This is a genomic window from Caballeronia sp. DA-9, assembly GCF_051615025.1.
Taxonomy (GTDB): domain Bacteria; phylum Pseudomonadota; class Gammaproteobacteria; order Burkholderiales; family Burkholderiaceae; genus Caballeronia; species Caballeronia sordidicola.
The window spans coordinates 1,324,506-1,338,103 of sequence record NZ_CP195131.1 but is presented as its reverse complement, the minus strand read 5'-3'; the positions used below and the strand labels follow the sequence as shown (position 1 = coordinate 1,338,103).

Annotated in this window: 8 protein-coding genes and 5 pseudogenes; 8 read left to right on the top strand and 5 right to left on the bottom strand. The window is 56.4% G+C overall.

The window, feature by feature from the left end; translation table 11 throughout:
- The first annotated feature begins 91 nt into the window (after positions 1-91).
- Together ACRWA7_RS05980 and ACRWA7_RS05975 are read left to right on the top strand one after the other, a co-directional pair.
- Positions 92-868 carry a hypothetical protein gene (locus tag ACRWA7_RS05980; protein ID WP_438390470.1) on the top strand — a complete coding sequence of 259 codons (777 nt, stop codon included), beginning with the start codon at positions 92-94 and terminating at the stop codon, positions 866-868.
- Positions 869-1,320: 452 nt separating this feature from the next.
- Positions 1,321-1,842: pseudogene (locus tag ACRWA7_RS05975) on the top strand (IS91 family transposase); the annotation flags it as partial.
- A 420-nt stretch (positions 1,843-2,262) separates the two neighbouring features.
- Here ACRWA7_RS05975 and ACRWA7_RS05970 read toward each other — a convergent pair.
- Complete coding sequence (locus tag ACRWA7_RS05970) at positions 2,263-3,315, bottom strand: IS630 family transposase (protein WP_438390469.1); 1,053 nt, start codon at positions 3,313-3,315, stop codon at positions 2,263-2,265.
- Between the two features lie 69 nt (positions 3,316-3,384).
- Positions 3,385-4,140 carry a DeoR/GlpR family DNA-binding transcription regulator gene (locus ACRWA7_RS05965; protein WP_438390468.1) on the bottom strand — a complete coding sequence of 252 codons (756 nt, stop codon included), beginning with the start codon at positions 4,138-4,140 and terminating at the stop codon, positions 3,385-3,387.
- Positions 4,141-4,217: 77 nt separating this feature from the next.
- Here ACRWA7_RS05965 and ACRWA7_RS05960 point away from each other — a divergent pair.
- Both ACRWA7_RS05960 and ACRWA7_RS05955 read left to right on the top strand, forming a co-directional pair.
- A pseudogene (locus tag ACRWA7_RS05960) lies at positions 4,218-4,818 on the top strand (NUDIX domain-containing protein).
- Positions 4,815-5,182, top strand: a pseudogene (locus tag ACRWA7_RS05955) (DUF4406 domain-containing protein). The pseudogenes ACRWA7_RS05960 and ACRWA7_RS05955 overlap by 4 nt, the downstream one beginning before the upstream one ends.
- Positions 5,183-5,358: 176 nt before the next feature.
- On the opposite strand, the pseudogene ACRWA7_RS05950 reads toward ACRWA7_RS05955, so the two are convergent.
- Positions 5,359-6,112 (bottom strand): annotated as a pseudogene (locus tag ACRWA7_RS05950) (transposase); the annotation flags it as partial.
- Positions 6,113-6,150: 38 nt separating this feature from the next.
- Between ACRWA7_RS05950 and ACRWA7_RS05945 the strand changes: the two are divergent.
- From ACRWA7_RS05945 to ACRWA7_RS05930, 4 genes and pseudogenes are all read left to right on the top strand, one after another.
- A pseudogene (locus ACRWA7_RS05945) lies at positions 6,151-6,563 on the top strand (hypothetical protein); the annotation flags it as partial.
- A gap of 322 nt (positions 6,564-6,885) precedes the next feature.
- A complete protein-coding gene (locus ACRWA7_RS05940; RefSeq protein WP_438390467.1) occupies positions 6,886-8,448 on the top strand; it encodes a methyl-accepting chemotaxis protein in 1,563 nt (520 codons plus the stop codon).
- 73 nt (positions 8,449-8,521) lie between these two features.
- Positions 8,522-9,481: a chemotaxis protein gene (locus ACRWA7_RS05935; RefSeq protein ID WP_438390466.1), complete on the top strand. Its 960-nt coding sequence runs from the start codon at positions 8,522-8,524 to the stop codon at positions 9,479-9,481.
- 62 nt (positions 9,482-9,543) lie between these two features.
- Positions 9,544-9,840, top strand: a complete 297-nt coding sequence (locus tag ACRWA7_RS05930) for a hypothetical protein (protein WP_438390465.1) — start codon at positions 9,544-9,546, stop codon at positions 9,838-9,840.
- 974 nt (positions 9,841-10,814) lie between these two features.
- On the opposite strand, the gene ACRWA7_RS05925 is transcribed toward ACRWA7_RS05930, so the two are convergent.
- Together ACRWA7_RS05925 and ACRWA7_RS05920 are read right to left on the bottom strand one after the other, a co-directional pair.
- Positions 10,815-12,170 carry a 2-hydroxycarboxylate transporter family protein gene (locus ACRWA7_RS05925; RefSeq protein WP_438390464.1) on the bottom strand — a complete coding sequence of 452 codons (1,356 nt, stop codon included), beginning with the start codon at positions 12,168-12,170 and terminating at the stop codon, positions 10,815-10,817.
- A gap of 48 nt (positions 12,171-12,218) precedes the next feature.
- Positions 12,219-13,583 (bottom strand): short-chain fatty acid transporter, encoded by a 1,365-nt coding sequence (locus tag ACRWA7_RS05920; RefSeq protein WP_438390463.1) that lies wholly within the window; start codon positions 13,581-13,583, stop codon positions 12,219-12,221.
- Positions 13,584-13,598: the final 15 nt, after the last annotated feature.

Here is a 13,598-nt window from a genome sequence, read left to right as displayed (position 1 = left end):
CCGAGATGAGCAAGGGAATTGGGTTATCGAGAAAGAGAAAGGAACTCGCTCACAACTCCGTGGCATGCTTAGCTTTATCGATAATGTCCGTATGTTTGAGAAAACAAGGCATTTACCACCTGACGACGTTCAAGAATGCCGTGCTCGGAAAGGGATATTGGCGGAAATGGACGCCGCAGCACGGACGTTCCGACGATTTCTCACGTTCACGCAGTTTTATAATCCTGAGAAGCCGTTGATTCTGTGCGAAGGGAAAACCGACAGAGTCTACATCGAGTGTGCGCTGAAACAACTTCCTGCGGTGTACCCACTGCTATCTAGCAAATCTGCAACACAGACAACTATTCATGCGTCATTTTTTAACTATACTAAAACGGCAGTTCGCATTCTTTCAATTGGAGGAGGAACAGGTGACTTGAATGGCTTTGTCGCCACTTATGGAAGCGAGTTCTCTGGCTTCAAGTCTGCTGCGAGGAGACACCCTGTTATTCTGCTGGTCGACAATGATGAGGGAACAAAGGGTATATTTTCGGCGGTCAAACATAAAACCAACAGTCCGACACCCGTCACCGGCAGCGAACCCTTCTATCATGTCGTCGACAATCTTTATGTCGTCGCGCTCCCCCTGAAGAGCGGGAAAACCGTCACTATCGAGAATTTCTTCGAAAAATCAGTGCTGGAAAAGAAACTAAATGGGAAGGCTTTCAGCGGGAAAAATCGATTTGATCCCAAAACACAATATGGCAAACACGTCTTTGCTGAACAAATTATCAAGAAGGGACAAGCGACGATCGACTTCTCGGAGTTTCACGAAATATTAATGCGGATTCAAGCAGTGCTAGTTTCACACGCCTCAAAAAAAATCTGACATTGCAATACACGTATCACTACGCTGGTCGGCTCGGCTCTGGCAAATTCCTTATCAACCTTGTCAGGGCGAGCGTCCGTTGTCGGAAAGTGCGGATGACCGTTCCGGGTCGGTCCATGCCTTTCGCATACCCGTTGCGATTAGCGATCGTTGGGGCAGCGGACGAGGTTCGGCCATTAGCCGCCGGTCGAGGTCGCCGTCCAATTTGAACAGCCGTGGTGTCGTCCGACCTCGCTCAATGGCCGGTCTCCGGCGAGTAATTTGGGAAGGCACTGCCATAACCCGGCCAACGGACTAAACCGCTCGCGCGGTATGCACTGCATTTGAACGTGGTGGTTCTTCATAGGAAACCCGCTCGGTTTCCTATGTTGAGCAATGAGGCAGTTCGCCTCGTTACTCGACAGGAGCCGAGCCATGACCACTCCCAGCCCAAGCATCAGTCCGCTACGTCAGCGCATGATGGACGACATGCGCATGCGCCGCCTCGCGCCGAAGACGCAAGCCAACTGTTCGTGTATGCCAAGCGTCCGTTCGCGGGCCCTGAAGCAGTGCTCGCCTACCTCTCGCGTTATACCCATCGCGTCGCTATCTCCAACCAGCGCCTGCTCGCGTTCGATGGGCGGAACGTGAGCTTCCGCTGGAAAGACTACCGGCAGAAGGGCCGTACCCGCTATAAAGCGATGACGCTCGAATCCAGCGAGTTCATGCGTCGCTTCTTGCTCCATGTGTTGCCCGCCGGCTTCCATCGAATCCGCCACTATGGGTTGCTCGCCAACCCGGTGCGCCGCACAAACCTGAGCAGGATTCGTACGCTGCTCGGCGTTGCGCCCGAGCTCTGCCCATCACCGCACGATGCGATCACCGGCGATCGACCGACCTTCATCTGTCGCCATTGCGGCGCGCCGATGCTCGTCATCGACATTCTGACGCGCACCGTGCCAATTCGCGCACCACCAAAGGCAGCACAGCGATGAGCGCCTCCCGTCGATCTGTATCTCAACCGTCGGCTTTGCGTCAGCGCGGCCGAAGAGTGGACGGTTGTGCCTTCGATGTCATGTACGGTTGCACAGTCATGTTCCGAACTCTAAATCGCACGCGACATCGCCTCCATTGCTTCATCCACGCCTCTGCGGGCGCTCGCATCGCCCGCCGTCGACCCGCAACACAGACCGCTCAGATTGATCAATCGCCATAGCAAAGATCCTCGCCGCATCGGGCCACTCCGCGGTTTCCTTCCTCGAGGTTTATTCAACGCCTGCCCGCACGCGTTGTCGTCGCCCACGAGTGCGTGCCTGAGGGCAGGCATCGAACAAACCTAACGATTTCCGAAACTCGCCGTACAAGCATCGGAAATCCTCACCGGACTATCGACCGGCTCAAACTAGTCCGCTGCGTCATTGACTTGGCACCGGCCGAATTCGACGGGACGGATCGTCATATTTCCACTTGATTGGTTTCGGGTTTTGGTTGTGCTCGCGGATATAACGCATCAGTTTTCGATCCAGGTCCTTCACCGAAGTGAAGACGCCGCGGGCGATCACATCACGCTGAATGCGTGAGAACCAGTTTTCCACCTGGTTAAGCCACGACGAGTAGGTCGGTGTGAAGTGCAAACGCACGTTGCGGTGCGCGGTGAGAAAGTCGGCTACCCGCTGCGTCTTGTGGCTGCTCACGTTATCGCAGATCACGTGGATTTCCCGACGTTTGGGCTGGCTGGCGACGACATCAGTCAGGAAGGCCACAAACTGTTCGCTGGTGTGGCGCGGCGCGGTCTTGCCCACCACCTCGCCGGTAGCAGTATTAAATGCCGCGAACAGACTAAGAGTACCGTTGCGTTTGTACTCGAAGCCGTGGCTTTCGGCACGTTCCGGCGACAAAGGCAGCATCCGGTCGCGGCGCTCAAGTGCCTGGATCGCGGTTTTCTCATCTACGCAGAACACCGCCGCGTGCGCCGGCGGGTTCAGATATAGCCCGATCACGTCGGCTGCTTTGGTCTCGAAGTCCGGATCGTTGGAGACCATGTGCCGCTCCAAGCGCTGCGGCTTGATGCCGTGCTTACGCCAGATGCGCTGCACGGCTGAGACCGACACATCGCCCAGCTCTGATGCGAGCTTGTAGCTGCTCCAGTGTGTCGAACCGTCGGCGGGTTTGTGCTTGAGGGTGCGGCTGAGTACACGCGCTTCCAACTTGGCAGGCGGCTGCACAGGCGCGCGCCCGGGATGGCGAGCGTACATGCCGGCCAGTCGCTCGTTGAGGAAGCGCCCCGACCAGCGTGCGATGAAACGCGAGTCGCAGCCCAGTGCGCTCATGATCCCGTCGCGCGATTCACCGTCCTCGAGCATCAAAATCAGTTTTGCGCGTCGCACGTCCGCCGAGCGCACCGTTCGGCTGCGTGCCGCCGAAAGCAGTTGCTCACGTTCGGTATCTGTCAGATTCATTTTGCCCATGGCCTAAATCTGAACACATATGGGGTGCTAAATCAATGACGCAATGGACTAGCCGCGCCTCGGTTAAGGTCACGCGTGAACAATACACACACTGGCAACCTCCAGTGCTGCAGTCAGCACAGGGTCATTTAATCCTTCGACAACTATTGTCTGCGCAAGCGTCAAATTGCCTATCGCATATGCCGACGCCGAATTAAGTTTGTCCATCGACGCCAAGACGACTGTCTCGGCCGACCGTGCTGCAAGCGCACGTTTCACATACGCCTCTTCAAGATCGCCCGTACTGAGACCCGCCGTCGGGTGAACGCCGGTCACGCCCATAAAGTAAATGTCGGCATTGATATGCGACATAGCCTCGATGGCGGCGGCGCCGACGTTCACGATCGAATGCTTGTATAGCTTGCCGCCAATCACGATCACTTCAATTGAAGGATGGTCGGCCAGCGTGACGGCGACTGTCGGACTATGCGTAACGACAGTTGCCGTCAACGTGTGAGGGATATGTTTCACCAACTCGGCAGAAGTGGTTCCTCCGTCAATGATAACGATCTGGCCCGGCCCGATCATGGATGCCGCAGCGATTCCAATCGCCCGTTTGCCGGATGACTCCAACGCTCGTCTTTCTGCGAATGCAGCAACGGCAGACGAGGCAGGTAGTGCTCCTCCGTGAACACGTTGCAACAATCCTTCCGCAGCCATTTCCCGCAGATCTCGTCGTATCGTGTCTTCCGAAACACCGAAGTTTTCGGACAACGGACCCGCCAGCACTTGCCCGTCCCGGGCCAGCCATTCAAGAATTGTCTTCTTGCGTTGAATAGTCAACATGATTTGCACGTTTTTTCTTGATATTACACGAAACCGCACGATATCATGAATGTGTCGTTTTCGTATGGCGAGGCTCTATGACTGCAACGCAAGACCGTGTGCGCATCATCGATACGACCGTGCTATCCAACGACTGGTACGTCCTGAAGAAGACAACATTTGATTTCCTGCGGCACGACGGCACGTGGCAGCGGCAAAGTCGAGAAACGTACGATCGCGGCAACGGTGCGACTATCCTGCTGTTCAATCGTACGCGACAGACGGTCATATTGACTCGCCAATTCAGGTTACCTGCGTTCGTGAACGGCCATGATGGAATGATGATAGAAGCCGCCGCCGGCCTGCTTGACAACGCGTCGCCGGAGGTGCGTATTCGTGCCGAGGTCGAGGAAGAAACGGGTTATCGCATACACGACGTACGGAAAATATTCGAGGCTTTCATGAGTCCCGGGTCGGTGACTGAGAAGCTTTACTTCTTCATCGCTGAATATGATGCGACGGCACGCGTTGGAAATGGCGGCGGGGTCGAAGCCGAAGGCGAAGACCTCGAAGTGTTAGAACTCGCGCTGGACGACGCACTAGCGGCCGTGGATCGTGGTGAAATTGTGGACGGGAAGACCATCATGCTTTTTGCAGCATCTTGCGTTACGCCAACTCACCGGGCAACAAACAAGATGAACGCTCAACTCATCCTTATCGCAGGCCCCTATCGCAGTGGAACGCAGGGCGATCCCGCACGCATTGCGTCAAACCTCAGGCGGCTGGAAGAAACGGATTGCAGATCTATCAACGAGGACATATGCCGATGGTTGGGGAATGGGTTGCGCTTCCTTTAGCGGCGATTGCCGGTTCGGAAGTAATCGGCGATGCAATTAGCGAGGAATTCCTATATCCAGTGGCGATTCGGCTAATCGAGCAGTGTGACGCAGTGTTTCGTATTGAAGGCATATCAACAGGAGCTGATGCAGACGTAAGGTTAGCGCGAGAGTTGGGGAAACGCGTTTATTGGGGTCTTGAGCAAATCCCAATATGCACTCAGTAAGTGTCAACGATTTCTGTTGGATGTCGAAGGTCCGTTCCTGGCTCAGAGCGTGTCAAAACGCTGAGCCACCGAGGACGGAACGTTTGCACGACGTAGGTCTGACTTCGATTTCGGTGATCGGAGCACCAAATCACAGAGGATGTCCTGTGAAGGCGCTGCACTGGCAACATGCCCCACGCCCGCATCGCGTTTATCAACGCTTCTGAACCGAGTAGCTTAATCACTCGCTTCATGTTGTAGGCCAGCACGTGCAAACTCATTTCCGTGCTTACCCGCTCAATGGTCCGTGTCAGGAAATGGTTTGCGCCCATCCATGCCTTGATCGTCCCGAACGGATGCTCAACAGTCTGTCGCCGGATGCGCATCATCTCGGGCGCATGATCAACTCGCGCCTGCATCTCGTCGAGGAGATCTTCGTGTTCCCAGCGTGCCACGCGACGTTGAAGGCCTGGAGTGCAATCCCCTTTAGTGAACATTGCTGGCAATTCGAAGTCCAGTATTTACTTATCTTCAGGCCGCGCTCAACAGTCGAGAATCGCCAGATGAGTCGCTCGCCTGCCGGGCATTGGTATTCGTTCGTCTTGCGGTTGTAGATAAAGTCTTCCTTGCCGAACCGACCATCAGCCGTTGCGCTCGATGTCACCGTTTTCGGGACGACCACAGTTATTCCTGCGTCATGACACGCGAGTATCTCCTCGCTCTTGTAGTAGCCGCGATCTGCAACTGCGGTGAGCTTATCCACGCCCATCTCTGCACGAGCAAGCTTCGCCATCGACGTCAACTGATCACGATCAATGCCGTCATTAGTCACGAGATGCGCGACGATCAGATGGTGCTTCGTGTCACCGCGGTCTGGACGTTGTAGCCGACAACTCCGGTTCCCCGCGTCTTCATCGAACGGGCATCCGGATCTGTGAGCGATGTCTGTCTTTTACGTCGTCTACGCACCCTACACCAAAGCTACCCGCGAGACGCTGGTCAACGTCGCCGGCAGGCGATGGGAAATCGAGGGCGGATTCGAGGCCGCCAAGGGCGAATGCGGCCTCGATCAATATGAGGTGCGGCGCTGGCAGGGTTGGTACCGTCACATCACGCTGGCATTGTTAGCGCATGCGGTGCTTGCTGCCCTGAGGGCACAGGCCAAAAAAACAGTTGAAGGTTCACTGCCATTCAGCGTTCAGGAGATCCGCCGGCTGCTCTGTCGACTGATATGGCGAACGCCCCACTCCATCAACCATGTGATGTCGTGGTCAATGTGGCGGCGACGACATTAGTACCGCGCCCAGCAGTGTCATTACCGACGACGCGGTGGCGTGCCTCCGCCATATCTACGGCTATAGTACTAAGTGACGGTCATAGTTTCTGTTTAACTTTTGTTTAAGCCTTGAGCGAGTGACCGACCTTTAGAGCTGCCGAGTTCCCTTTTTCAGCGTTATAAAAACGCATTATCCGCACGCTTCACCCCAGCGATTGCAGCGCAAGAATCCGTCTCCTCCATGCGCGCGTGTTGTACGAATTACCGGTGACGCTAGCCGCGACCCTTTGACCCCGGTTTTTCCCTACCTCCCTCGCTATTTCCTTACACAGATGTTCAGTAAGCGGACGCGGTGTCGATAAAGCATTAAGCCAAAGAACAACCCCATTGTATTTTTGCGTTCCCGCTAAGTTTCAAGCTCGCAGGCAGATCTGACTGGACAAAAATTATGGATAAAAGACCTTTGAACGTGAAAACGAAACTCGCACTTTCGTTCGGTTCACTAAGCGTGATCGTTTTAATCATTTCCGTTGTCGGTCTCAAGGATCTCAACGACGCCAACGCCCGCTTTGATGGTTTTGTGAAGGGGGTCAATGCCCGGGCCGAACTGGCAACACGGATTCGCGCAGCAGTCGATGACCGTGCGGAAGCAGTGCGCAACCTGGTTCTGGTTACGTCGTCCTCCGATGCTGGCCTGGAGCATGACGCCGTGATGGAGGCGGAAAAATCGATTGAGTCACGACTTATCGAGTTCAATGCAATGGTAGCCAACGCGAGCGACATGAGTCCACGCGCGCGCGAATTGGCGGGTGAAATCCCTCGCATTGAAGCGCTTTACCGCCCCATCGCACTGGAGATCGTGCGGCGTGCATTAGCAGGCGAACGTGATCGCGCGATCGCGGACATCAACAATAAATGCCGGCCGCTGCTTGCCGAGTTGAAGCGCGCGACCAACGCCTATACCGACGCGACCCACGCACGCGCGGTTGAAATGGTGGACGAAGCGCAGATGCGATTCCAGCATCAGCGCTACCTGCTCATCGCCTTGTCCCTGGTTACCTTGACTATTGCGATCTTTGCGGGCGCGATGATTACGCGAAGTATCCTGCGTTCGCTTGGCGCGGAGCCGGGTGCGCTTGCCGGCATTGCGCAGCGCGTGGCAAAAGGAGACCTGAGTGCGATTGGCGGCGTCCTCCAGGCGGCTGACGGAAGCGTACTGTCCTCCATGCACGCCATGCAGGGCAGCCTTGTCAGCATGATCGGCGAAGTGCGGTCCGCTGCAGACAGTATCGCAACCGGATCAGGTCAGATTGCTGCGGGTAATATCGATTTGTCATCGAGAACCGAACAGCAGGCTTCAGCACTTCAACAAACCGCCTCGAGCATGGAAGAGCTGACATCCACGGTCAAGCAGAACGCGGAGAACGCGCAGCAGGCAAGCTCGCTTGCGGAGAGCGCGTCTGAAGTCGCGCTGAAGGGTAACAAGGTCGTGGGAGAAGTTGTCCAGACAATGAGCGACATCAGCGCCAGTTCTTCGAAGATATCGGAAATCACCAGCATCATCGAAGGTATTGCTTTCCAGACCAACATACTCGCGTTGAACGCGGCGGTCGAGGCGGCCCGTGCAGGTGAACAAGGTCGAGGTTTCGCAGTCGTTGCCGGGGAAGTCAGAACGCTCGCGCAGCGTTCGTCGAGCGCGGCGAAAGAGATCAAGGATCTGATTACGGCGTCGGTCGTGAAAATAGAGGCGGGTTCCACCCTCGCGAACGACGCCGGGAAAACCATGGCCGAAGTGACGCATGCGGTGAGCCGGGTGACCGACATCATGGGCGAGATTGCCGCGGCTTCGTCCGAGCAGAGCAGGGGCATTGAGCAGGTCAATGACGCAATCAACCAGATGGACGCGGTTACACAACAGAATGCCGCACTTGTGGAGGAAGCCGCCGCAGCGGCCCAATCGCTCGACGGCCAAGGGCAGAAACTCAACCAGGCCATCGCGTTCTTCCACTAATTCATGACCGGGCGACGGTCGCGACGTGCACCGGCTGGCCAACTAAAAACACATTCGAAGACAGAGGTTCTCAATGCACAACTCGCAGCTCGATATTGACCAACGCGCTCAACTCGCAGGAAACAATCGCTTTGAGCTTCTCCTGTTCAAGGTTGGAGAGGCACCCGGCACTGGGCAAAGGGAGTTGTATGGCATCAACGTCTTCAAGGTCCGCGAGATTCTTGAAATGCCGGCTATTACCGAGGTCGCGGGCGGCAGCGACATGATTTTGGGAGTGGCCGACATTCGTGGGCAGATTATTCCGGTAATTGATTTAGCCAAGGTCACGGGTTGCCGTCCAGGCGCCAGCCGGCGCATCCTCCTTGTCACCGAGTTTGCGCGCACAACCCAAGGCTTCGCAGTCGAAGAAGTCGATGACATCGTGAGGCTCGAATGGAATCAGGTGCTTTCGGCGGAGGCGCACTCGAGTGGCAAGACAGTGACGAGCATCGCGCGCCTGGACGGGAACACGAGCGGCTCGCGACTGGCCCAGGTGCTGGACGTCGAACAGATTTTGCGGGACGTGTTGCCGACGGCGTCGGCGGAGATTACATCCGCGAGTGTGGGAAGGCTGAAACTGAGGCCAGGCTCGAAGGTGCTGGCCGCTGACGATTCGGCGGTTGCCCGGAGTCTCATCGAACAGAGTCTTGTCGCGATGGGCGTGCCTTTTATCATGACCAAAACGGGTCAGGAAGCGTGGGACGTGCTGGACAAGCTAAGGCGGCAGGCGGAAGGGGGCGGCGCGAGCGTGCAGGACCAGATTGCGATGGTACTCACGGATCTGGAGATGCCGGAGATGGACGGTTTTACGTTGACGCGGCGGATCAAGGCCGAGCCCTTGCTGGCGTCCATTCCGGTGGTTATCCATTCATCGCTTTCCGGATCGGCCAACGAGGAACATGTGCGCAAGGTCGGCGCGACCGCGTATGTTTCCAAGTTCGTTGCCGCGGAGCTTGCAGGGGTTATGCGGAACGCGTTAGCCGAGTGCGCGTAGTCAAAGCGTGTTCTTGAGGTTCGCTTCGATCATTTTCACATGCACGCAATGCAGGGAGCGTCATGCCAAAAACGCCCATCCACTTCCCGAACACAGTTGGGGCGACCTCTTTCCACAAGCTCGAAAACGGTCAAATCATCAAGCTGTTCATGGTCGACTCGAAGGTCCCGCTGTACAACATGTTTGTTGGCAAGGAGATTTTTTTTGTCGACGCGCAACAAGTTGCCATGGTGATCGACGAGCGGGAAGAGAACCCCGATTCGGGCTTCGTGAGACCCACGTGGAAGTGGGTGTTCGACGGAGGTTTTGATAAGTCCATTGATGGGCGCGGCGCCAAAGGGTGGTGCCTTTCGAAGTGAGGGCGCCACCTGGCCTTCCCGCCATCATGGATTGAGTTAAGGTTATTCTTCTTAATAGCATTCAAGCGCGACGAGAGCTTAGCCAAGGGATTTCGTACACGTCACAATACCCGGCGGTACTCAACTCGAAATCTTGATCGCTTTGTTCGTGGCTTAGTTCAATGCTTATCGCAAGGGTCGTCATCGCCAAAACATGAGCCGGAAGTGGGTAAAGTCTAGCGATCAATTATCGCTAGGGCCGATTTAAGTACCTTAACCGCAAGTGCTGCACAAGCAGCACTTCAAGTTTCTAACAATACGAAAATCGGAATGCTCGAGTGATCGCCAGGAGTCGTACGTGACGACTTTTCCACAATGTCACTGAAGTGCCGCTTGCGTTTCCAAAACGAAATGGACCTGAATTTAAAACAATTTTTGTCATTAACGTGGTATCCAACCACATAAATTGATAGCCATGCATCGCTTCACTCCCAAACCTTCCGTGCAAGAAGAATCGTATTCGAGTGATAGCCAATGTTTTATTGACGACTCGCTGCGCAGCGTATTCCGGCATTCCAAATCTTTATCTTTGTCTCAAGCAATAATGCATTCCTGAATTGAGAATAGCGAAAGCATCGAAAATTAAGTGCGGGTAAACAAAGAAGAAATCATTCTGCGCATCGTAAGGTTGCACCGGTAAGCGGAGAGAACTGTTGCACTCACACGACGTCGATTGAAAGCCTTTTGCCATAAGGCTCTGCGGGTTTTTTGCGCGAATGAAAATTCGCCAATAAGTTCCCTGTCGATTAACGCAATTCATTCTTCCGGATGCCGAATATGGCTGGCAGCGGGCTTAACTTTTAAAATGAGCTACCCTCTGACAAGGGTGTCTTTTTCATCTTTCTTCACGCGGCTTTCGGGCCGCGTTTTTTTATTTCCGATTATTAAAAACTAGAAAGGACGATGCTAATCACGGCAGTGGCGCCGATCAAAAGTCAGTGAATCAGCGCGAATGCCGCTAGCGCCAGCATCACCGTGACGGCACCGCCAATACGGGTTGCAATCTGCGCAAAGGGCATGAGTTCCATCCGGTTGGCGGCGGTCAGAATCGCCACATCGCCCGTGCCTCCCAAGCCGCTATGCGTCGCGTTGACGATCGCGGCCTCGATCGGATACATGCCGACCAGCTTCCCGACAACAAAGCCGGTCACGACGAGCGTCAGGACGGTTGAAACCGCAGTGACGATGTTGACCCAATGGAATGCCGTCACGATTTCACCCCATGGCGTCATTGCGACGCTGATTGCGAACATCAACGGATAAGTGACAGCGGTCGAGAAGAATCCATACATGAAGCGCGCGCCACCGCGAACGCGCGGCGACACGACCTGGAACAGCTGCGCCGCAACCACCAGGATCAGCATGACGACCGGCGCCGGCCAGTCGAATAGTTGATGACTGAGCACGCCAAGCAAATAGAGCGCAATGGCTGTCGCACCGGCGGCAGCGACCGAACTCACATCGAATTCGAACGACTGCGGCGCGTTGTGGATCGCTTCGTCGTCAGTATGGGTCGCGACAGTCAGCTGGCCATTGCCGGTCCAACGCGGCTTGCGCGTGCCAAGATAGTTCAACAGGCCCGCGCAACAGATCGCAGCAATATTGCCGACCATCACGGCGGACAGCGCCTGCGCAAACAGCGGCCCCTGATCGACACCCATGATCTGCGCATAGCCCGCCGACAACGGCAATGCACCTTCGCCAACGCCGCCCGCCATGATGGGGACGACGACCATGAACAGCGCGTGCCGAAGGTCCATGCCGAGCGCGACGCCCACCCCGGTGCCAACGCATGCAGCTGCAACGGAACCCGCCGCGACCGGAATGAAGATGCGCACGAAGCCCTTGATCAAGGTCGCGCGGTCCATGCTGAGCACGCTGCCGACAATGATCGCGGCTATGAACAGATAGAGGAAATTTGATGTCTTGGTAAAGTCAGTGACGGCTTTGACGATCGGCGCCGGCATCAGCTTGTAGTACACGAGCATCGATGGAATGAAGGCCGCGAAGATCGACGTGGCGCCAATATGGCGAATCCAGGGAATCCGCTTCGCGAGTTCCGCGCACGTGAAGCCGCCGACCGCGACGAGCGCAACGCCGGTCGGCAGGTCGGAAGCCAGCTTGCCGCGCAGGGTCATCGCCGCCAGCACCGCGAGCAGCACGAAGTAGACCGGCACCGGCAATGAGCCTATGCGTACATCGAATATCGCCCACCAGCGATCCTTCAATGTTGCACGACGGGGCGGTGAATCCGTCGCGGGCGTTGCATCGTGCGTCGTGACTGCTTTCATTGAATTGTCTCCGTTCGTGTCCGGCGCGGGCGGGTACGGCACTGACCGTCAAACAAGCAGCAGCAACGCAGCGCCATATACGAGCGCTCCCACCACGAAGGTCATCACGGTGAAGCCAAGCACGCGTTGCACTCCGATGCCCGCCATTGCGACGACGGGAGCGGCCCAGAACGGCTGCAGCATGTTGGAAACCTGTTCGCCCATGGCAACGGCCATCGTGGTCGCGGGTACCGACGCGTGCAGCGCGATCGCGGCAGGCACCACGAACGGCCCCTGTACGGCCCAGTGACCGCCGCCGCTCGGAATGAAGAACGTGACGATCACCGAGCACACATAGCTCCAGAACGGCAGCGTATGTGCATTCGAGATGGCGATGAAGAAATGCGATATCACGTCCGGCAATCCGGTCGCGTCCATCATTCCCATGATCCCGCCGTACAACGGGTACTGAAGCATCATCGAACCGGTTTGCTTCGCCGCGTTCTTGACGGCGTCCGCGTAGGCGAGCGGATAACCATGCAGGATCACGCCGCCGATGAACATCACGAAAATCACCGCATTCACGCCTGAAAACGGCAGATTTTCAATGCGCGCAATGATCAGGAACGCAATCCCCGCTGCGCCAATGAAGGCGCTTCCAAGCCACGAATATTCGATCCAGCGCGCGAAACTAAGCTTGCCGGCCGGACGTTCCCGGCCCGGCGCATCGGGATGTTTTTCGGTATCGAGCACGACCGCGTCTTCATCGGACGGCTTGAGCCACGCGAACACGAATGGCATGGCGATCAGCATGATAATCGTCGGCACGAGGTTGAAGCTCGTGAATACCGTGGTGCTGAACGGCAGCACCTGTCCGGTCAGCTTCTGCACGACGTTCATTGAGCTGCCCGGCGTGGATTGTGCAAGCGCGATCGAGCTGGAAATGCCGCTGGCCCACACGACCCATCCCGAGAACCCGGCCGCCACGATCCATGCGAAGTCCACCCGCATGCGCTTGGCCACTTCGCGCGCGAGCATTGCGCTCACAACGAGACCCAGGCCCCAGTTGCAGAACGACGCAATGGCAACGAGTACGAACGTCAGCGCCGCCGCTTGCACGGGCGTGCGCGCAATCGATACCAGCGTCCTGAACATGCGCTGCACGAGCGGCGCGTGCGCGAACGCATGGCCAGTCACAAGGATGAGCGTGATCTGGAAAGCGAAGGTGAGGATGTCGAAAAAGCCCTTGTACCAGCCGCCGATCAAATGCGAAGCCGACGGATGCGGCGCGAACGCGGCCGACAGCACGGCGACCACGACGGTGATCAGGATGGCAAGAACGAACGGGTCGGGAATGGTCCGTTCGAAAAAACGGATGGTTGCTTCGGTAAAGCGGGTCTTGTGCACCGTTGAGGGAGTGGCCGCGGGTTTCATCGAATGTCTCCGAAA